Here is an 18,932-nt window from a genome sequence, read left to right as displayed (position 1 = left end):
GGTCATTCCTGGTAAAGGGCGTTGAACGGCTGGCCGTCCGATGGAAGGGCGGAATCGATGGCATCGAGCGAATCGGCGCAGAGGGAAGGGCAGACCGTTTGCGCGCACGCCACCGTCATGGCGGACAGCGCCAGGCCGCGCCGGCACGCCAGGTCGAGGTTGTCGATGCCTTGGTACAGCGTCCAGATGACCGCTGCGGCGAACGCGTCGCCGGCGCCGGTGACGTCGACCACCGCGGCGTCGAGCGCGTCGAGATGGGCGATGCCGCCCGGCGTGGTGTGGCTGACGCCGCGCGCGCCGCGCGTGACGACCAGGTCTTTTGCGCCCTGCGCCTGGACGGCGGCGCAGGCGCTGGCCAGCGCCGCGCCGCTGCGCACCGGGTAGCCTACCCGGGCTTCGAGCTCGCCTTCGTTGAGGATCAGCAGGCGCAGGCCTGTCAGGTCCGCTGGCAGGCGGTCCATCTTGGGCTGCGACACGGCCACGACGATCAGCGGCACATCGAAGCGGGCAGCGTCGCCGAGCAGCGCCTCGATCGTCGCCAGCGGCAGGTTCAGGTCCGCCACGGTGAGGGCGGCATTGGCGCGCTGCTGCTGCGTGCGGCCGAGGGCGTCCGGGTCAAGCTGGTCGTACAGCGCCATGTCGGCCAGGGCCAGCAGCATGTCGCCTTGCTGGTCGAGGACCGCGGTGTAGGTGCCGCTGCCGGTGCCAGGCAGGCGCAGGCTGCCGCGCGTGTCGATGCCGACGGCTTCGGCCTGCGCCATCAGCGCCGCGCCGGATGCGTCGTCGCCGACCGCCGTGATCAGGCCCGCCGGCGCACCGAGGCGCGCCAGGTTCTCGGCGATGTTGCGGGCGACGCCGCCGAACGACTCGTGCTGGCGCGCCGGATTCGAGGTTCCCATCTGGACCGTGCCGATCGAGCGCAGCTTGCGGTCAAGGTTGGCCGCGCCAATGCACATGATGGCGCGCTGGTCGGCCAGTACATACGCGCGGCCCAGCAGGCGGCGTTCCCGGATCAGCCCCGCGATGTGGCCGGCGACAGCCGAGCGCGACAGTCCAAGCTGCACGCCCAGGTCTTGCTGGGCGATGAAAGGGTTCGCGCGTATCAGTTCGAGTAACTGGTCCTTCTTGGAAAGTTCGGTCACATGCGCATCCGTTTAAACAATTGTTTGTGATGGTAGACTTTTGTCTTAGTGAAGTCAACGATAGTTTTTCTAAGCTGCACCACTGTGTGAGTGAACGAACGGTGCGATGCCTGGCAAATCCAGATACTCGTAACGAGCCGAAATTTTTAGGAAGAATGATGACTATCACCAGCCAGCAATCCCGCATCGAAGCCGAGATCGAACGCGAGCGCAACGAGCGCCAGCACAATGACGAAGTGAAAACCGGCGAGAGCCTGGGTGACGATTTCCGCATCAAGGATGCGCGCGAAAACGATAGTTCAGGCAATCTGCACCGCGCCCGCGGACGCTGATCCCGCACGCAAGATCGCTGCCGCCCGGCAGCGATCGGCTATTTATATCTCCACGATATAAATAGCCAAGAAAAATGGTATTTGCCATACATATCAAGAATAATGCATAGTTATAATATCTAGCAAGCCCATTCCCACTACGGCAGTAACAGACCGAGGCGTCTGGCGACTGCCGTATTCGCATGACCGGCACGACCGGGCCGCTACCACCTCAACGCCGAAAACATCAAGGAATACCATGTCCAACAATACCCCTTTTGAAGCCGTCGACATCATCAAGGCCAAGAAGCCTGGCTTCGCGCCGCGCGTTGCCATGATCCTCGGTTCGGGTCTGGGTGTGCTGGCCGAGCAGATGACCGACGCCGTCTCGATCGGCTTCGACGAACTGCCAGGCTTCCCGATCAGCACCGTGCACGGCCACGCCGGCGAACTGGTGCTCGGTACCCTCGCGGGCGTGGACGTGGCGTGCATGAAGGGCCGCGGCCACTTCTACGAAGGCTACGGCATGGGCGTGATGACCAGCGCGGTGCGCACCATGAAGCTGCTCGGCTGCGAGATGCTGTTCGTGACCAACGCGGCCGGCTCGCTGCGTCCGGAAGTCGATGCGGGCAGCCTGGTTGCCATCACCGACCATATCAACCTGCTGCCGGGTACCCCGATGATCGGCGCCAACGACGAGCGTTTCGGACCGCGCTTCTTCAGCATGTCGAACGCATACGATGCCGATATCCGCGACCTGGTCAAGGACACCGCGGCGGCAAAAGGCATCACGCTGCACGAAGGCGTGTTCGTCGCCTACCCGGGCCCGAACTTTGAAACCGCCGCTGAAATCCGCATGATGTCGCGCCTCGGCGCCGACACGGTTGGCATGTCGGTGGTGCCGGAAGTGATCTCGGCGCGCCACTGCGGCCTGAAAGTGACCGGCGTTTCGGTCATCACCAACCTGGCCGAAGGCCTGTCGCCGTTCCAGCTGTCGCACGAGCAGACCCTGAAGTACGCCGCCATCGGCGCCAAGGACCTGGTCGCGCTGATCCTGGCCTTCCTCACGCGCGTGGCCGAACAGCCGCGCGCCGCAGCCTGATTCCCTTTCATATCGAGCGATAACATGTCCCGCGCATTCATCCTCCTGTTTGACTCATTCGGCCTTGGGGCCACGCCCGACGCCGTCACCTACGGCGATGTCGGCGCCAACACCTTCGGCCATATCGCCGAGTGGGCCGCCAGCGAAGGCAAGCCGATGTCGCTGCCGAACCTCGAACGCCTCGGCCTCGCCGCCGCAGCCCACAAGGCCAGCGGCGAATGGGCTGCCGGCTTCAGCCTGCGCGACGGTTTCGCCGGCGCCTGGGGCGCGGCGCGCGAACGCTCGACCGGCAAGGACACCCAGAGCGGCCACTGGGAAATCGCCGGCGTGCCGGTCGAATTCGACTGGGGCTACTTCCCGCGCACCGTGCCGTCGTTCCCGAAAGAGCTGACCGACAAGCTGCAGGAACTGACCGGCGTGCCTGGCTTCCTGGGCAATTGCCACGCGTCGGGCACCGACATCATCAACAAGCACGGCGACGAGCATGTCGCCACCGGCAAGCCGATCCTGTACACCTCGTCCGACTCGGTGTTCCAGATCGCCGCGCACGAACAACACTTCGGCCTCGAGAAGCTGTACGCGATGTGCGAAGCGGCCTACGAGCTGGTCAAGCCGTACAACATCGGCCGCGTGATCGCGCGCCCGTTCCTGGGTGCCAACGGCGACTATCGCCGCACCAGCAACCGCCATGACTACGCGGTGCCGCCGCCGTCGAAGACGCTGCTCGACCACGTCAAGGAAGAGGGCGGCGAAGTTGTCGCACTGGGCAAGATCAGCGATATCTTCGCTGCGCAGGGCGTATCGCGCATGGTCAAGGGCGTCGACAACATGGCGCTGTTCGACGCGCTGCTGAAGGTGACCGATGAAGTCGGCGACAAGTCGCTTACCTTCGTCAATTTCGTCGACTTCGACATGCTGTTCGGGCACCGCCGCGACATCAAGGGTTACTCGAACGCGCTGCACGAACTTGACGCGCGCCTGCCGGAGTTCATCGCCAAGCTGAAGGAAGGCGACATGGTCGTCATCACCGCCGACCATGGCTGCGACCCAAGCTGGCCTGGTTCGGACCACACCCGCGAACACATCCCGATGATCTTCTTCGGCCCTGCCGTCAAGGCGCAGGAACTGCCTATCTCCGAGACCTTCTCCGACATTGGCGCTACCCTGGCCAAGCACCTCGGCGTAACACCACTTTCCAACGGAACCAGTCTGCTATGACCCAACACTCCGCATTCAAACGCAACGAGGCAACTGGCCTCGACCTCGGCTGGGTCAACCAGATCAAAGTCAACCGCAATGCCGCCGACCGCCGCGCCGCCAGCCTGGCGAACCGCCGCACGGTCAAGAAGGAATACCAGGCCGCGTGGCTGGTCAAGGCGATCCAGTGCATCGACCTGACCACCCTCGGCGGCGACGATACCCCGGGCCGCGTCGAGCGCCTGTGCATGAAGGCGCTGCGTCCGCTGCGCTCCGACCTGGTCGAAGCGCTCGGCGTGCAGGGCCTGACCACCGGCGCCGTCTGCGTGTACCACGAGATGATCGCGCCAGCGGCCAGGGTGCTGAACGGCCGCTTGCCGATCGCCGCCGTGTCGACCGCGTTCCCGGCCGGCCTGTCGAGCCTTGAGACCAAGCTGCGCGAGATCGAACTGTCGGTCGCCGCAGGCGCCACCGAAATCGACATCGTCATCACCCGTCAGCACGTCCTGACCGGTAACTGGCAGGCGCTGTACGACGAGATGCTCGCTTACCGCAAAGCCTGCGGCGAAGCACACGTGAAAGCGATCCTCGCCACCGGCGACCTGATGACCCTGGAGAACGTCGCCAAGGCGTCGTGGGTCTGCATGATGGCCGGCTCCGACTTCATCAAGACCTCGACCGGCAAGGAAGGCGTCAACGCCACCATCCCGGTATCGCTGGTGATGGTGCGCGCGATCCGCGAATACTACGAGCAGACCGGCTTCATGGTCGGCTACAAGCCGGCCGGCGGCGTCAGCACCGCCAAGAGCGCGCTGCAGTACCTGACAGTGATGAAAGAAGAACTCGGCAACGAGTGGCTGGAGCCGCACCTGTTCCGCATTGGCGCATCGAGCCTGCTGACCGACATCGAACGCCAGCTCGAACACTACGTCACCGGTAACTACTCGGCGAGCCACCGCCACGCGCAACCTTAAACACGGATTCGTCATGCCAACTATTAACGAGATTCTTCAGACTATGGACTACGGCCCTGCACCCGAGAGCACCAAGGAAACGCACGCATGGCTGGACCAGCATGAGCGCCGCTTCGGCCTGTTCATCGACAACGCATGGACCCCGGCGTCCGACACCTTCGCTTCGGTGAACCCTGCCGACGGCAAGGAACTGGCGCAGGTAACGCAAGCGACCGGCAGCGACATCGACCGCGCCGTGGAAGCGGCGCGCCGCGCGCAGCCGGGCTGGGTCGCGCTGGGCGGCCATGGCCGTGCGCGCGTGATGTACGCGCTGGCGCGCCTGCTGCAAAAGCACGCACGCCTGTTCGCGGTGCTCGAGACGCTCGACAACGGCAAGACCATCCGCGAAACGCGCGATGCCGACCTGCCGCTGGCCGCGCGCCACTTCTATCATCACGCCGGCTGGGCCCAGCTGCAATCGGAAGAATTCGCCGACTACCGCGCCGTTGGCGTGGTCGGACAGATCGTCCCCTGGAACTTCCCGCTGCTGATGCTGGCCTGGAAAATCGCCCCTGCCATGGCAGCCGGTAACACCATCGTCTTCAAGCCGGCCGAATTCACTTCGCTGACCGCGCTGCTGTTCGCCGAGATCTGCCAGCAGGCAGGCGTGCCGGCCGGTGTCGTCAACATCGTCACCGGCGACGGCCGCGTCGGCGAAGCGATCGTCAACCACGCGGGCATCGACAAGATCGCCTTCACCGGTTCGACCGAAGTTGGCCGCATCATCCGCCAGGCCACCGCAGGCAGCGGCAAGAAGCTGTCGCTCGAACTGGGCGGCAAATCGCCGTTCATCGTTTTCGAAGATGCCGACCTCGACGCAGCGGTCGAAGGCCTGGTCGATTCGATCTGGTTCAACCAGGGGCAGGTCTGCTGCGCCGGTTCGCGCCTGCTGGTGCAGGAGTCCGTCGAACAGCGCTTCTATGCCAAGCTGCGTTCGCGCATGGACAACCTGCGCATGGGTTCCCCGCTCGACAAGTCGATGGACATCGGCGCACTGGTCGATCCGGTCCAGCACCAGCGCATCCATGGCCTGGTCGAAGCGGCGCGCCTCGAGGGCTGCACGATCTACCAGCCGGCCGGATGCGAAATTCCCGCCGACGGTTCGTGGTTCCCGCCGACCCTGATCACCGGCGCCTCGACCTCGGCCGGCATCGCTCAGACCGAAGTCTTCGGCCCTGTGCTGGTGGCGATGAGCTTCCGCACCCCGGCTGAAGCAGTCCAGCTGGCGAACAACACCGTGTACGGCCTGGCCGCATGCGTATGGTCCGAGTCGATCAGCCTGGCGCTGGACGTCGCGCCGCAGATCAAGGCTGGCGTGGTATGGATCAACACCGCCAACCAGTTCGACGCGGCCTGCGGCTTCGGCGGCTACAAGGAATCCGGCTTCGGCCGTGAAGGCGGCCGCGAAGGCATGTACGAGTACATGACCGCGCTGTCGGAAGACGCACGCCCGGCCGCGCCTGTCGTTGAAGCCAGGGGCAAGGTCAAAGCCGCTGACGGCGATGCGCCGTTCGCGATCGATCGCACCGCCAAGCTGTACATCGGCGGCAAGCAGGCGCGCCCTGACGGCGCCTACAGCCGTGCCATCACCGGCGCCAACGGCCAGTTCATCGCCGACGTCGGCGAAGGCAACCGCAAGGACATCCGCAATGCCGTGGAAGCTGCGCACAAGGCGTCCGGCTGGGCCAAGGCGACTTCGCACAACCGCGCGCAGGTGCTGTACTACATCGCTGAAAACCTGGCCATCCGTGCCGACGAATTCGCAGCCCGCCTGGCCGCGATGACCGGTTCGAAAGACCCGCAGCGCGAAGTGCAGGCCTCGATCGAGCGCCTGTTCTACTACGCGGCGTGGGCCGACAAGTACGACGGCCTGGCGCACCAGCCGCCGATGCACGGCATCACCGTCGCGCTGAACGAGCCGGTTGGCGTGATCGGCATCATCTGCCCGAACGAGAACCCGCTGCTCGGCTTCACCTCGCTGGTCGCTCCTGCGCTGGCGCTGGGTAACCGTGTGATTGCGGTGCCGTCGGAAGCGTTCCCGCTGTCGGCGACCGACCTGTACCAGGTGCTGGATACGTCCGACCTGCCGGGCGGCGCGCTGAACATCGTGACCGGCAGCGCCGACGAACTGGCCAAAACGCTGGCATCGCACGCGGATGTGGATGCGGTATGGCGCCATGATGGTTCGGCTGAAGGCTGCGCGGAAGTGGAGCGCCTGTCGGCTGCCTCGCTCAAGCGCACCTGGGTCGGCGGCGCCAAGGGCCGCGACTGGTTCGACACCAGGCAGGCGGGCGGACGCGCGGTGCTGGCGCATGCAAGCCAGGTGAAGAACGTCTGGATCCCGTACGGCGTTTAAACCGACCTATTTGAACACCGTCGTTCCCGCGAAAGCGGGAACCCATACGTCGCCGCAATGCAGCGCCGGTATGGGTTCCCGCATTCGCGGGAACGACGTTTTGGAGCCAACAAAATGTTTTTAACCCAAGAAATCATCCGCAAAAAGCGTGATGGCGGCGCCTTGAGCGCGGAAGAGATCAAGTTCTTCGTCAGCGGTATCCCCAACGGCGCGGTCACCGAAGGCCAGATCGCGGCACTCGCGATGGCGGTCTACTTCAACGACATGAACATGGACGAGCGCGTGGCCTTCACGCTGGCGATGCGCGATTCCGGCCAGGTGATGGAATGGCGCTCGCTGAACCTGCCAGGCCCGGTCGTCGACAAGCACTCCACCGGCGGCGTCGGCGACGTGGTCTCGCTGATGCTCGGACCGATGATCGCCGCCTGCGGCGGCTTCGTGCCGATGATTTCCGGCCGCGGCCTAGGCCACACCGGCGGGACGCTCGACAAGTTCGACTCGATTCCCGGCTACTGCACCGTGCCTGATCCTGAGCTGTTCCGCAAAGTGGTCAAGGACATCGGCGTGGCCATCATCGGCCAGACCGCGCAGCTGGCGCCTGCCGACAAGCGCTTCTACAGCATCCGCGACACCACCGCGACGGTGGAATCGGTGGCGATGATCACCGGCTCGATCCTGTCGAAGAAGCTTTCCGCTGGCCTCGATGCACTGGTGATGGACGTGAAGGTCGGCTCCGGCGCCTTTATGCCAACCTACGAGAAGTCGGTCGAACTGGCCGAGAGCATCGTCACCGTCGGCAACGGCGCCGGCACCCGCACCTCGGCTTTGCTGACCGAGATGAACGAGTCGCTCGGCCCGGTCGCCGGCAATGCGCTGGAAGTGCGCCTGGCGATGGATTACCTGACCGGACGTTCGCGCCCGGCGCGCCTGCACGAAGTGACGATGGCGCTGTGCGCCGAGATGCTGATCCTGGGCAAACTGGCAGCCGACGAGACCGAGGCGCGCGCCAGGCTGCAAGCTGGCCTCGACTCCGGTGAAGCCGCCGAGCGCTTTGCGCGCATGGTGGCGGCACTGGGCGGTCCGGCCGACCTGGTCGAGCGCCCGGATGCCTACCTCGAAAGCGCGCCAATCGTGGTGCCGGTTCCGGCGCTGGAAGCCGGTTTCGTGTCCGAGACCGACACGCGCGGCCTCGGCCTGGCAGTGGTCAGCCTCGGCGGCGGCCGCCGCCGTCCGGAAGACGCGATCGACTTCGCGGTCGGACTGGCCGGACTGGCAGAACTGGGCGACGCGATTGCCGTCGGCCAGCCGCTGGCGATGGTGCATGCGCGTACCCAGGCGGCAGCCGAGCAGGCGGTCCGCGAAGTGCAGGCGGCCTACAAGATCGGCGCGCACAAGCCGGCTGCCAACCCGATCATCTACCGCACCATCCGCCCTTAAAGGATCAGCATGACATACCAAACCCTGATCGACGAAGCACGCGCGGCGCGCGAGCTGGCGTACACGCCGTACTCCAACTTCAAGGTTGGCGCGGCGCTCGAGTGCAAGGACGGCCGCATTTTCCGCGGCTGTAACGTGGAGAACGCATCCTACGGCCTGTGCAACTGCGCCGAACGCACTGCCTTGTTCAGCGCGATCGCGCATGGCTACAAGCCGGGCGACTTCGCCGCGCTGGCCGTCATCGGCGAGACCGATGGGCCGATCGCACCATGCGGCGCCTGCCGCCAGGTGGTGCTCGAGTTGGGCGGCAACGACCTGCCGGTGGTGCTGACCAACCTGAAGGGCGACATCTTCGAGACCACCGCCGCTGAGCAACTGCCGAACGCGTTCGGTGGCTGGGATTTGAAGAAGTAAGCGTTGAGAAAGACGATCGACGTTCAGGCCGCGGTAGCCATCGCGGCCAATGAAGCGGTAGCCGCCAAGATCCAGGGGACGTTTGGCGTTGGCGGGCTGCTGCTCGATGGGCAGGGCAATGTGCTTAAGTCCTTGCAGAACAACGTTGTGCGCGACGGTCTGGTGTTCGACCCCACCGCGCACGGCGAGCGCCAGCTGATCGACTGGTATTTCTGTGAGCGGGCCAAAGGCGCGGCGCTGCCGCCGCCGGATGAAGTCACGGTGGTCACCTCGCTCGATCCGTGCGCGATGTGCACCGGTGCGATTCTCGCGGCCGGATTCAATGTGGTGGTCGCGGCGATGGACCCGAATGCGGGTATCAATCATGACGCGAGCGGCAGCTTTGCCGCCTTGCCTGAACCGCTGCGCGCCGGCGCTGTGGCGTCGTTCTACTATCCTGCGGTGCTCGGCGCGTCGGCGTATGCGCGTGAAGCGTGGGGATCGCCGCCGCGCGGACTGTTTATCGGCAAGACCATCGCCGAGAGCACGCAGGCTCTGTGTTCACTGGCGTTCGAGGCCACCGAAGAAAAGGTGCAGGCGCTATGCAGCAGCGATGTGGCGCAGGATCAGCTGCGCGATCCGGCCACGCTGGCGCCGACGCATCCGCTGGTGCGCAAGCTGCGTAGCTTGTATCCGGAGGCGCTGATGTACCGCTGCGCGCCGCAGGCGCCCGATGCGGGACTGGCGCCGTTCCTGCTGGCAGCCGTGGAGAAGGATCGGGCGCAGGGAGGCGAGGGCGACGCGGTCGCCTTGCTTGATGCGTTCGGCAATTTGCTCCTGTGCGTGCCCGGACGGAAGGCGCAGTCGCTGATCTGCACGGCGTTCATGGAGTGTACGCGCCAGTATGCGCAGCTGCGCTACATGCTGATGCGCGATGCGACCGCGCAGCAGCAGCTGGAGATCGGGCAGTATCTGGCGCATCCGCGCGATGGCACGTTTGTGTTTGTGCGCGGGCCAGGCAAGGATGCGCGCGGGTTCATGGATCTCGGCGCGTATGGGTCGACCATGGAGGGGCCGCTGCCGGAGCATAATCCGCAGCAGTTCCAGTATGTGAAGGCGAGCATGCCGCAGGAGGAGCTTGACGCCGTGTGCGCGTCGATGCCGCCGTTGTACCGGGATGTGATTCGAATCAGGCCGGTGCGGGTTGCGAGCCAGGCGCTGATCGAGGCGCTGGCGATGCCCGTCATTCCCGCGTAGGCGCACTGCTGTCCGGAATATTCTGCTTGACACGAATCGCTCGGCAGCCAGGCGTCGATTTAGAAACGACAGCCACGACCGAATCGGCAACGCAGGCCAGCGTCGCCCCTGCGAAAGCAGGGGCCCATACCAAACATGCCGAGTATGGACCCCTGCCTTCGCAGGGGCCACGTTGACTCTCGCATTCCAGGTCTCAACGTCGCGATTTCTGTGAGCGCCCCGAACCTGTATCAGTTCGCGCCGCCGCGGGAACGGCGTCAGGCCGCCGAAGCGAGCATGTTGGCGTCGCGCGTCAGGCGCCACTTGCCATCGGCTTGCTTGCGCAAAATCGACAGCGTGTCGCCATTGCGCAGGATCGGCAGCTGCCCATGCTTCGACGTGATCGTCACCGTGAGCCTGGTCCGGCAATACGCCAGGTCGCCGCACACCACAATCTCCGCGATCTCGCTGGTCGATTCGATCACGTTCTCCGATAGCACCTTGTTCAGCCCGCGCGCAAACGCGTCGCGCCCGATCATCGGCTGCTGGCCGGCCGACAAAAACATGGCGTCGTCCGACATCAGCGACAGCACCGCGTCAACATCGCCCGCCTGCGTCGCGCTGAGCCACAATTCAATCAACTGGCGGATTTCCTGTTCGTCCTGAGTCATGCTGCCTCCGGGTCTTCTTGCATCATGCCGAATATGTTCCCGTCCGGGTCCCTGGCGTAGCCGAGCCAGCCGATTCCTGGCACCGCCATCTTGGGCACCACAACCGTTCCCGCGCTGGCCAGCGCGCCATCGATGTCGGCGACATCGACGGTGATGACAAAGGCGTTTACCGCGGCCATCGCCTCCGGCGCCGGCCCGCGCCGCGGCAGCAGGCCGCCGTTGATGCCCGGCTTGTCTTCCGGCCCGGTGTGGATCAGCCAGTATTCGCCGCCTTCCCATTTGTTGAACGACCAGCCGAACAGGCCGCTGTAATAGTCGATCAGCGCCTGCGGGTTGGACGCCTGGATTTCGAAGTGGACTGCACGTGACATGCGATGCTCCTTCTTATGCAAACGGGTCGTAGGTGCCGAAGCTCCAGATGTGGCCTTCGAGGTCGCGGCAGGTGAAACCGCGCCCGCCGTAGTCTTCGTCCTTGATGTCCATGACGATTGGCGCGCGCGCGTCGAGCACACGGTTGTAGACGGCGTCGGCGTCGTCGACGACCACGTACACGGTCTGGGTCTGGGCGCCGCCGATGTCGCCCGGCTGCTTGATGAATTTTGCGTATTCGCTGTCGACGTTGCTGGCCGAGCCGAGCATGATCATGCCGTTGCCAAAGCTGAGCTGGGCGTGGGCAATGGTGTTGCCTTCGCCGGGAACGACCAGGTGCTGGGCGAAGCCGAAGGTGCTGCACAGCCATTCGATGGCGGCGGGGGCGTCGCGGTAGCGAAGGCAAGGGATGACGTTCGCCCTGGTTTGCCTGGGTGCGACTGACATGGCAATCTCCTCTCAAACATGGGAACCAAGGTACATATTAGTTCATTATTTGATCGCGGTGCGCCCGCTGCGACTACATCTGCTGGAACAGGCCGGCGTGGTTGCGGCTGACCTCCAGCTCGCGCGGATGGCCGCGAAGCTTGACCATCTGGCGGCCACGTTCGTCGCGCGAGACTTCGACGATCGCATCGACCCGCACCAGCGTGGAGCGGTGGATGCGCCAGAATTCGTCGGGGTCGAGTTCGTCCGCCAGCTCCTTGAGCGTCTTGCGGATCAGCAGTTCGGCCGACGCGGTCTGCACCAGCGTGTACTTGTCGTCGGACTGGAAGAACAGCACTTCCTTGGTGCTGATCATGCGCAGGCTGGTGCCCACCTGGGCCTGGATCCAGCGCAGGTACTGCTGCGGTTTGGCGGCTTGCCCGCGTTCGAGAATCTGCGCCAGCGCCGACAGCTTCTGGTCGATGTCGGTTACCGGCTTGCCGATGCGCCCGCGCAGGCGCTCGCAGGTCAGGCGCAGGCGCTCCGCCATCACCGGCTTGAGCAGGTAGTCCATCGCACCGTGCTCAAATGCCTCGACCGCGTACTGGTCGTAGGCGGTGACGAATACCACCTGGCACTGGCTGTACAGCTGGCGCGCGGTTTCGATGCCGCTCGGGCCAGGCATGCGGATATCCAGGAACACGATGTCGGGCTTCAGGCGCGCGGTCATTTCGATCGCTTCGATGCCGTTGGCCGCTTCGCCGGCGATGGCAAGGTCGGGCCATGCCTCGGCCAGCCGCGCGCGCAGCTGGTCGCGCATCGGCGATTCGTCGTCGACGATCAGGGCGGTGACACTCATGCTGCTTTCTCAGTAACGATGAAGGGCACGCGGATCGAGGCCAGCGCGCCCCCGATGGCCGGCATTTCGATCGCCAGTTCGGCGCGGCTGCCGTACAGCAGGCGCAGGCGCTCGCGGATATTCGCCAGTCCCATGCCTTCCCCAGCATGCATGTTAAAGCCAACGCCGTTGTCCTGCACGTCGACGTGCATGGTGCCGTCGATGAGGTAGGCGCGCACGTCGATGCGGCCGCCCGCGATCTTCGGCTCCAGGCCATGCTTGATCGAGTTCTCGATCAGGATTTGCAGCATGGTCGGCGGGAACACGGCGTTCTCCAGGTAGTCGGGCACGTCGAAGTGGAATGCGAGGCGTTCCTTCATGCGCGCCTGCATGATGGTCAGGTAGGCGCGCGCCAGCTCGACCTGGTGTTTGAGGGTGCCGCCGTTCGGTGCGCGCATTTGCGGCAAGGTCGAACGCAGGTACTCGATCAGGTTGGCGTGGATGCGCGCCGCCTGCGGCGGATCGGTCTCGATCAGCTGGCCGATCAGGGCCAGCGTGTTGAACAGGAAGTGCGGCTCGACCTGCGCCTGCAGCGCCGCCATCTGGGCTTCCGTCAGGCGCCGCTCCAGCTCGGCCACGTCGGCGTGCTGCACCGCTTCCTTGGCCTCCAGTTCGGCCTTGCGCTTGCCGCCGGCCAGCACCTTGACGCCGAACGACACGAATACGAACCAGACCGCAGGTTCAGGGTAGCCGAGCAGGACGCCGAACGAGAACACCAAAAAGGCGATGATCGCCAGCTGGCGCCATTCAACCATCGCCAGCCAGTCGAAGAAGCGCCACCACACGACCGCGGCTTCGGCCACGATCTCGCGCAGCAGGTCGACGAACCGGTTCAGGTTGCTGGCGCTCATGTTATTCTCCCGCGTCCCCGACCGTGCGGTATGGCGTGGCCGGGCCGCGGCGACGGCGGCTGGCACAGGCAATGACGACCATCCGGGCGGTCATGAAGACGATGAACAGGAACAGCGCCAGCGGGATAACGGTGATGGCCAGCGCCAGTGCGACGCAGCTCACCAGCAGCGCAGGCCACGACATCGAGGCCATGGCGCGGGCGACGTAGCGGCCGGCGCGGATGAAAGCGTTGCCGACGTCCGCGAGCAGGGTCGAAAAGTTGTCGAAGCTTGGGTTTTTCATTACATTCTCCTGATGGAGTGGATCGATGGAGCCACTGTAACGCCGGGCCGCCCTGCGTTCCACACGCGTCCGACGAAATGCATATTAGGAGGGTTGACCGGTGGCTGGACCGGATAAATGCGCGCACGTCTTTACGGCGCAATCGCCACCGCCGCCAGCACCATATCGACGATCAGCGCTTCGCCGTTGTCGAAATCGTCATCGCTGAGTTGCTTTCGGTTTAACACCAGATTCATTTGCGCGGCGAAGTCCGCATACGCCTGGGTCATGTGCCAGATCGCGAACAGCAGGTGGGTGGCGTTGACGGGCGCGATGCGTCCTTCGCGGATCCAGCCTTCGAACACCTCGATGTCCTTGCGCAGCAGCGGCAGCACGCGTTCGCGGATCTGCTGCCCGTACAGCTGGGCGCCGCCGATCACTTCGAGCGCATACACGCGCGAGGCCAGCGGCTGTTCGCGCGAAAAGCGCATCTTGGCCTGGATGTACGCACGCAGCACGTCGCGCGGATCGCGCTCGCGGTCGGCCAGCTTGTCCATGCGCTCGAGCCAGTCATCGAGCACGCTGTCGAGAACCCGCTCGTACAGCGCCTGCTTGGTCGGGAAGTAGTACATCAGGTTTTGCTTCGACAGTCCGGCATTCTCGGCGATGGTGGCGACGGAGGCGCCTTCGTAGCCGCATTCTGCGAACACGCGTACCGCTTCGGCAAGGATGTCGGTTTCGAGCTTGTCGCGGTTGATGACACGGCGTTTGACGGGAACAGTCATTGCATCTCCTCGCGTACCGATTTCAGGAAGGCGCTCAACAGCGGCGCGTCGGCCGCATAGGCCACATTGAAGCGGAACCAGACCGAGTCGGGCTGGCGCAGCATGAAGAACTCGTTCGGCGACAGCAGGATGCCCTGCTTGACGGCGCGGTCGGCCACCACCTTGCCGTTCCATTGGGCGCTCGGCGCTTCGGGCCAGCCGGCGCTGACGAACATGCCGCCGCGCGGCCGCGCCACTGGCGACATGCCTACCTCGCGCAGCCGTTCGATGGTCTGTTCGCGGCCCGAACGCAGCTGGTCGACCAGCTTTTCGACCATCCGCTTGTAGGGCCGCGTGGAGATCGCGTGGTAGACCGCGCGCTCGTTGATCTCCGAGGTGGTCAGCCCGGTCAGCATTTTGATGCGCAGCAGTTCGGGCACCAGCGAGCGCGATGCGCAGATCGAGCCGACCCGCAGCACCGGCGACAGCGTCTTCGAGAAACTGCCGACCCGGATCACGCGGCGCAGGCCGTCCATGGCCGCCAGCGATGCTTCGCCGGGCGCGGCCAGCTCGCGGTAGATGTCGTCTTCCACCAGCCAGAAATCGAACTGCTCGGCCATCCCCAGCAAGCGGTGGGCCTGGGCCTGGCTGAGCGAGGTGCCGAGCGGGTTTTGCAGCACGGTGTTGACGAACATGAGCTTGGGCTGGGTGGCCCTGGCCTGCGTTTCGAGCGCATCGATGTCGAGGCCCGCATCGCCGCGCGGGATGCCGACCGGGATGCAGCCGTGGTGGCGGATCAGCGACAGCAGGTTGCTGTAGCCGGGGTCTTCGACCAGCACGGTGTCGCCCGGCTTGGTCAGGGTGCGCAGGATCAGGTCGAAGGCGTGGGTGGCGCCGTGGGTCAGCAGGATCTGGTCGGGTTCGACCGAGAACAGGTCGTCGGCCATGCTGCTGGCCATGTGCTGGCGCAGCGTCGGGAAACCGAGCGGGTGGCCGTAGCCGCGCAGCCGGTTGGCCGGGATTTTCATCGCGTGGCGCACGCAGTCGAGAATCGTGGTCTCGCCGTACCATTCCGGCGGCAGCCAGCCGGCGCCGACCGGCAGCGCATCGGAGACGCCGGAATACAGGTCGGGGGTGAGGGCGTCGATGGCGGAGGGGCTGGCCGGCACGATGCTTGGCTGGGCCGCGGCGACGACGTCACTGCGGGCAACAAAAAAACCGGAACCGCGGCGCGAGGAAAGCAGTCCCAGGTTCAGCAGCCGGTCGTACGATTCAACGACGGTGAAAGTGGAAATGCCGTTACACTTTGCGAATTGTCTAACAGACGGCATTTTTGTGCCGATCCGCAATTCGCGCTCATTTACCATCCGCGCGATCGCTGCCACAATCTGATCGACCAGGCTGCCGCGTTGTTTGCGCTCAATCGCCAATACCGGCCAGGCCGATTTGCCATTGCCAGTTGGAAATTCCTCAGTCGATGCCGCCGATTCTTCCATTCACAACTCCTGTTGCGGCACCCGCAGAACTGTACAGTTTAGTCAGCCAATACGGTTGGCGGCTTTCGCGGTTTGTGTATCTGTGCCGATGGTGTATTGCTTACTATTATTGCATCAAGATTTTGCCAACTGGTAAATTATTTTTCGCTCGTAAAAATTGGAGAGCTGTATGAATGAGACCCGCCCAGAATCGATGTCGTCATTTTGGATGCCATTTACCAATAACCGCGACTTCAAGGCCAATCCGCGACTGCTCGTATCGGCGCAAGGCATGTACTACAAGGACGTCGACGGCAACTCCGTGCTCGACGGTACCGCAGGCTTGTGGTGCGTACCGTGCGGCCACGCCCAGCCGAAGATCGTCGCCGCCGTGCGCGAAATGGTCGGCCAGCTCGACTTCGCGCCAACCTTCCAGATGGGCCACCCGGCCGCCTTCGACCTCGCCGAAAAGCTGATGGACTACACCGGCCGCCGCTTCGGCCATGTGTTCTACACCAACTCCGGCTCGGAAGCGGTCGACACCGCGCTGAAAATGGCGCTGGCCTACCACCGCGCGCGCGGCGAGGGCAGCCGCACGCGCCTGATCGGCCGCGAGCGCGGCTACCATGGCGTCGGCTTCGGCGGCATCTCGGTCGGCGGCATCGGCGGCAACCGCCGTACCTTCGGCCCGCTGCTGCCGGGTGTCGACCACCTGCCGCACACCCACAACCTGGAACAGAACGCCTACAGCCGTTGCGAGCCTGAGCATGGCGCCAACCTGGCCGATGAACTCGAACGCATCGTCGCGCTGCATGATGCCTCGACCATCGCCGCCGTCATCGTCGAGCCGGTCGCCGGCTCCACCGGCGTGCTGATTCCGCCCAAGGGCTACCTGAAGCGCCTGCGCGAACTGTGCACCAAGCACGGCATCCTGCTGATCTTCGACGAAGTGATCACCGGCTTCGGGCGCCTGACGACGCCATTCGCGTTCGACTACTTCGACGTCGAACCGGACCTGGTCACCGTCGCCAAGGGCTTGACCAACGGCATGGTGCCGATGGGCGCGGTGTTCAGCAAGCAGCATATCCACGACGCGTTCATGGACGGCCCGGCCGGCATCGAGCTGTTCCACGGGTACACCTACTCGGGCCATCCGCTGGCCTGCGCCGCCGCGCTGGCGACCCTGGAGGTATTTGAAGAACAGAAAATCCTCGATAACGCAAAGGACGTGCGCGACTACTGGACCGACGCGGTGCATTCGCTCAAGGGCCTGCCGCACGTGATCGACATCCGCACCATCGGCCTGGTGGCCGGCATCGAACTCGAACCGATCGCCGGCAAGCCGGGCGCGCGCGCCTTCAGCGCCTTCAAGAAGGCGTTCGCCGAGGGCATCCTGATCCGCACCACCGGCGACATCATCGCGCTGTCGCCACCGCTGGTGATCGAGAAGAAGCACATCGACGAATTGTTCGGCAAGCTTGCCGCTGTACTGAAAAACCTGGACTGATCATGACCGACCTCGACACCATCACCCATTTCATCAACGGCGCCAAGGTGGACACCGCCAGCGGCCGCCACGCGGACGTCTTCAATCCGGCCGTCGGCGCGCCATGCGCGCGCGTGGCGCTGGGTACCAAAGAGGATGTGGACAGCGCGGTCGCCGCGGCGTCCGCGGCGTTTCCATCGTGGGCCGCGACGCCACCGCTGTCGCGCGCCCGCGTGCTGTTCAAGTACCTGCAGCTGTGCCAGGAACACACCGACGAATTCGCCGCGATGCTCACACGCGAACATGGCAAGACCTTCGCCGACGCCAAGGGCGAAGTCGCGCGCGGCATCGAGATCGTCGAATTCGCGGTCGGCATTCCGCAACTGCTGAAGGGCGAATTCACCGACCAGATCGCGCGCGGCATCGACGCCTGGTCGATGCGCCAGCCGCTTGGCGTGGTCGCCGGTATCACGCCATTCAACTTCCCGGTGATGGTGCCGATGTGGATGTTCCCGGTGGCGATCGCCTGCGGCAATACCTTCATCCTCAAGCCGTCCGAACGCGATCCGTCGGCATCGCTGCTGCACGCCAAGCTGCTGAAGGACGCAGGCCTGCCGGACGGCGTGTTCAATGTGATCCAGGGCGACAAGGTCACCGTCGACGCGCTGCTGGACCATCCTGAAGTGCAGGCGATCAGCTTCGTCGGCTCGACGCCGATCGCCGAATACATTTATTCGCGCGGCAGTGCCGCCGGCAAGCGCGTGCAAGCGCTGGGCGGCGCCAAGAACCACATGGTGGTCATGCCCGACGCCGACATGGACATGGCGGTCGACGCGCTGGTTGGCGCGGCCTACGGTTCGGCCGGCGAGCGCTGCATGGCGATCTCGGTGGTCGTCGCGGTCGGCGATGCGGGCGACAAGCTGGCCAGCGCGATGGCCGCGCGTACCGCCGCCCTGAAGATCGGCGACGGCATGGCGCACGATTCCGAAATGGGCCCGGTTGTGACCGCCGCAGCCAAGATGCGCATCGAAAAACTGATCGGCGAAGGCGTCGAGCAGGGTGCGACCTTGCTGGTCGACGGGCGCGGCTGCCAGGTGGCCGGACGCGAAAACGGCTTCTTCGTGGGCGGTACGCTGTTCGACCACGTCACGCCCGACATGACCATCTATAAGGAAGAGATCTTCGGACCGGTGCTGTGCATCTTGCGCTCGCCGGACATCGCGAGCGCGGTCAACCTGATCAACGCCAACGAGTATGGCAACGGCGTGGCGATCTTTACGCGCGACGGCGGTACCGCGCGCGAGTTCGTGCGCCAGATCCAGGTCGGCATGGTGGGCGTCAATGTGCCGCTGCCGGTGCCGATGGCCTTCAACAGCTTCGGCGGATGGAAGCGCAGCATGTTCGGCGACCATCATGCCTACGGTCCGGAAGGCGTGCGCTTCTACACGCGCCACAAGGCGGTGATGCAGCGCTGGCCGAATACCGCCAGCGCCGGCGCGGAGTTTTCTTTCCCGCAGATGAAGTAATCAGACGAGACAGGGTG

At 64.8% G+C, this 18,932-nt stretch carries 19 protein-coding genes; 10 read left to right on the top strand and 9 right to left on the bottom strand.

Features of this window, described 5'->3' with window-relative positions; translation table 11 throughout:
• Positions 1-2 precede the first annotated feature (2 nt).
• Positions 3-1,142: a carbohydrate kinase gene (locus tag I4X03_RS15940; protein ID WP_223469228.1), complete on the bottom strand. Its 1,140-nt coding sequence runs from the start codon at positions 1,140-1,142 to the stop codon at positions 3-5.
• Between the two features lie 158 nt (positions 1,143-1,300).
• On the opposite strand from I4X03_RS15940, the gene I4X03_RS15935 reads away from it, so the two are divergent.
• The 8 genes from I4X03_RS15935 (at position 1,301) to I4X03_RS15900 (ending at position 10,208) form a co-directional block, all read left to right on the top strand.
• Positions 1,301-1,474, top strand: a complete 174-nt coding sequence (locus I4X03_RS15935; RefSeq protein WP_223469227.1) for a hypothetical protein — start codon at positions 1,301-1,303, stop codon at positions 1,472-1,474.
• A 238-nt stretch (positions 1,475-1,712) separates the two neighbouring features.
• Positions 1,713-2,555 carry a xanthosine phosphorylase gene (gene xapA, locus I4X03_RS15930; protein WP_223469226.1) on the top strand — a complete coding sequence of 281 codons (843 nt, stop codon included), beginning with the start codon at positions 1,713-1,715 and terminating at the stop codon, positions 2,553-2,555.
• 24 nt (positions 2,556-2,579) lie between these two features.
• A complete protein-coding gene (locus I4X03_RS15925; RefSeq protein WP_223469225.1) occupies positions 2,580-3,773 on the top strand; it encodes a phosphopentomutase in 1,194 nt (397 codons plus the stop codon).
• Positions 3,770-4,726 (top strand): deoxyribose-phosphate aldolase, encoded by a 957-nt coding sequence (gene deoC / locus I4X03_RS15920; protein WP_223469224.1) that lies wholly within the window; start codon positions 3,770-3,772, stop codon positions 4,724-4,726. Before I4X03_RS15925 ends, deoC begins: the two co-directional genes overlap by 4 nt.
• A 13-nt stretch (positions 4,727-4,739) precedes the next feature.
• Positions 4,740-7,121 (top strand): aldehyde dehydrogenase family protein, encoded by a 2,382-nt coding sequence (locus tag I4X03_RS15915; RefSeq protein WP_370660526.1) that lies wholly within the window; start codon positions 4,740-4,742, stop codon positions 7,119-7,121.
• A gap of 114 nt (positions 7,122-7,235) precedes the next feature.
• Positions 7,236-8,558, top strand: coding sequence for a thymidine phosphorylase (gene deoA, locus I4X03_RS15910; protein ID WP_223469223.1), 1,323 nt, complete (start codon positions 7,236-7,238; stop codon positions 8,556-8,558).
• Between the two features lie 9 nt (positions 8,559-8,567).
• Positions 8,568-8,972, top strand: coding sequence for a cytidine deaminase (locus I4X03_RS15905; protein ID WP_223469222.1), 405 nt, complete (start codon positions 8,568-8,570; stop codon positions 8,970-8,972).
• A gap of 3 nt (positions 8,973-8,975) precedes the next feature.
• Positions 8,976-10,208 carry a cytidine/deoxycytidylate deaminase family protein gene (locus I4X03_RS15900; RefSeq protein WP_223469221.1) on the top strand — a complete coding sequence of 411 codons (1,233 nt, stop codon included), beginning with the start codon at positions 8,976-8,978 and terminating at the stop codon, positions 10,206-10,208.
• 257 nt (positions 10,209-10,465) lie between these two features.
• Here I4X03_RS15900 and I4X03_RS15895 read toward each other — a convergent pair whose 3' ends face one another.
• From I4X03_RS15895 to I4X03_RS15860, 8 genes are all read right to left on the bottom strand, one after another.
• Positions 10,466-10,858, bottom strand: coding sequence for a YybH family protein (locus I4X03_RS15895; RefSeq protein ID WP_223469220.1), 393 nt, complete (start codon positions 10,856-10,858; stop codon positions 10,466-10,468).
• Positions 10,855-11,229, bottom strand: a complete 375-nt coding sequence (locus I4X03_RS15890; protein ID WP_223469219.1) for a VOC family protein — start codon at positions 11,227-11,229, stop codon at positions 10,855-10,857. Before I4X03_RS15890 ends, I4X03_RS15895 begins: the two co-directional genes overlap by 4 nt.
• Before the next feature lie 13 nt (positions 11,230-11,242).
• A complete protein-coding gene (locus I4X03_RS15885; RefSeq protein WP_223469218.1) occupies positions 11,243-11,674 on the bottom strand; it encodes a VOC family protein in 432 nt (143 codons plus the stop codon).
• A 73-nt stretch (positions 11,675-11,747) separates the two neighbouring features.
• On the bottom strand, positions 11,748-12,512 hold the full coding sequence (locus tag I4X03_RS15880; RefSeq protein ID WP_223469217.1) for a LytR/AlgR family response regulator transcription factor: 765 nt from the start codon (positions 12,510-12,512) through the stop codon (positions 11,748-11,750).
• Positions 12,509-13,402: a sensor histidine kinase gene (locus I4X03_RS15875; protein ID WP_223469216.1), complete on the bottom strand. Its 894-nt coding sequence runs from the start codon at positions 13,400-13,402 to the stop codon at positions 12,509-12,511. Before I4X03_RS15875 ends, I4X03_RS15880 begins: the two co-directional genes overlap by 4 nt.
• Position 13,403: 1 nt before the next feature.
• Complete coding sequence (locus I4X03_RS15870; protein WP_223469215.1) at positions 13,404-13,685, bottom strand: hypothetical protein; 282 nt, start codon at positions 13,683-13,685, stop codon at positions 13,404-13,406.
• Positions 13,686-13,816: 131 nt separating this feature from the next.
• Complete coding sequence (locus tag I4X03_RS15865) at positions 13,817-14,449, bottom strand: TetR/AcrR family transcriptional regulator (protein WP_223469214.1); 633 nt, start codon at positions 14,447-14,449, stop codon at positions 13,817-13,819.
• Entirely contained in the window at positions 14,446-15,924 is a 1,479-nt protein-coding gene (locus I4X03_RS15860; protein ID WP_223469213.1) for an aminotransferase-like domain-containing protein, read from the bottom strand. Before I4X03_RS15860 ends, I4X03_RS15865 begins: the two co-directional genes overlap by 4 nt.
• Positions 15,925-16,093: 169 nt before the next feature.
• On the opposite strand from I4X03_RS15860, the gene aptA reads away from it, so the two are divergent.
• Together aptA and I4X03_RS15850 are read left to right on the top strand one after the other, a co-directional pair.
• Positions 16,094-17,410: an omega-aminotransferase AptA gene (gene aptA / locus I4X03_RS15855; RefSeq protein ID WP_223469212.1), complete on the top strand. Its 1,317-nt coding sequence runs from the start codon at positions 16,094-16,096 to the stop codon at positions 17,408-17,410.
• A gap of 2 nt (positions 17,411-17,412) precedes the next feature.
• Positions 17,413-18,915, top strand: a complete 1,503-nt coding sequence (locus I4X03_RS15850; protein WP_223469211.1) for a CoA-acylating methylmalonate-semialdehyde dehydrogenase — start codon at positions 17,413-17,415, stop codon at positions 18,913-18,915.
• Positions 18,916-18,932 lie beyond the last annotated feature (17 nt).

Origin of the sequence: Massilia soli (genome assembly GCF_016809835.1) — a bacterium.
In the GTDB taxonomy this organism is placed as follows: domain Bacteria; phylum Pseudomonadota; class Gammaproteobacteria; order Burkholderiales; family Burkholderiaceae_D; genus Telluria_A; species Telluria_A soli.
The sequence above is the reverse complement of the archived record's forward strand: the minus strand, read 5'-3'. Positions and strand labels throughout refer to the sequence as shown.

What these genes read in the sequence shown, in the direction of transcription:
- I4X03_RS15875 (WP_223469216.1), bottom strand. Translation starts at nt 13,402, where the DNA reads ATGAGCGCCAGCAACCTGAACCGGTTCGTCGACCTGCTGCGCGAGATC.
- I4X03_RS15880 (WP_223469217.1), bottom strand. Translation starts at nt 12,512, where the DNA reads ATGAGTGTCACCGCCCTGATCGTCGACGACGAATCGCCGATGCGCGAC.
- xapA (WP_223469226.1), top strand. Translation starts at nt 1,713, where the DNA reads ATGTCCAACAATACCCCTTTTGAAGCCGTCGACATCATCAAGGCCAAG.
- I4X03_RS15895 (WP_223469220.1), bottom strand. Translation starts at nt 10,858, where the DNA reads ATGACTCAGGACGAACAGGAAATCCGCCAGTTGATTGAATTGTGGCTC.
- I4X03_RS15905 (WP_223469222.1), top strand. Translation starts at nt 8,568, where the DNA reads ATGACATACCAAACCCTGATCGACGAAGCACGCGCGGCGCGCGAGCTG.
- I4X03_RS15915 (WP_370660526.1), top strand. Translation starts at nt 4,740, where the DNA reads ATGCCAACTATTAACGAGATTCTTCAGACTATGGACTACGGCCCTGCA.
- I4X03_RS15935 (WP_223469227.1), top strand. Translation starts at nt 1,301, where the DNA reads ATGACTATCACCAGCCAGCAATCCCGCATCGAAGCCGAGATCGAACGC.
- aptA (WP_223469212.1), top strand. Translation starts at nt 16,094, where the DNA reads ATGAATGAGACCCGCCCAGAATCGATGTCGTCATTTTGGATGCCATTT.
- I4X03_RS15925 (WP_223469225.1), top strand. Translation starts at nt 2,580, where the DNA reads ATGTCCCGCGCATTCATCCTCCTGTTTGACTCATTCGGCCTTGGGGCC.
- I4X03_RS15870 (WP_223469215.1), bottom strand. Translation starts at nt 13,685, where the DNA reads ATGAAAAACCCAAGCTTCGACAACTTTTCGACCCTGCTCGCGGACGTC.
- deoA (WP_223469223.1), top strand. Translation starts at nt 7,236, where the DNA reads ATGTTTTTAACCCAAGAAATCATCCGCAAAAAGCGTGATGGCGGCGCC.
- I4X03_RS15865 (WP_223469214.1), bottom strand. Translation starts at nt 14,449, where the DNA reads ATGACTGTTCCCGTCAAACGCCGTGTCATCAACCGCGACAAGCTCGAA.
- I4X03_RS15860 (WP_223469213.1), bottom strand. Translation starts at nt 15,924, where the DNA reads ATGGAAGAATCGGCGGCATCGACTGAGGAATTTCCAACTGGCAATGGC.
- deoC (WP_223469224.1), top strand. Translation starts at nt 3,770, where the DNA reads ATGACCCAACACTCCGCATTCAAACGCAACGAGGCAACTGGCCTCGAC.
- I4X03_RS15885 (WP_223469218.1), bottom strand. Translation starts at nt 11,674, where the DNA reads ATGTCAGTCGCACCCAGGCAAACCAGGGCGAACGTCATCCCTTGCCTT.
- I4X03_RS15850 (WP_223469211.1), top strand. Translation starts at nt 17,413, where the DNA reads ATGACCGACCTCGACACCATCACCCATTTCATCAACGGCGCCAAGGTG.
- I4X03_RS15890 (WP_223469219.1), bottom strand. Translation starts at nt 11,229, where the DNA reads ATGTCACGTGCAGTCCACTTCGAAATCCAGGCGTCCAACCCGCAGGCG.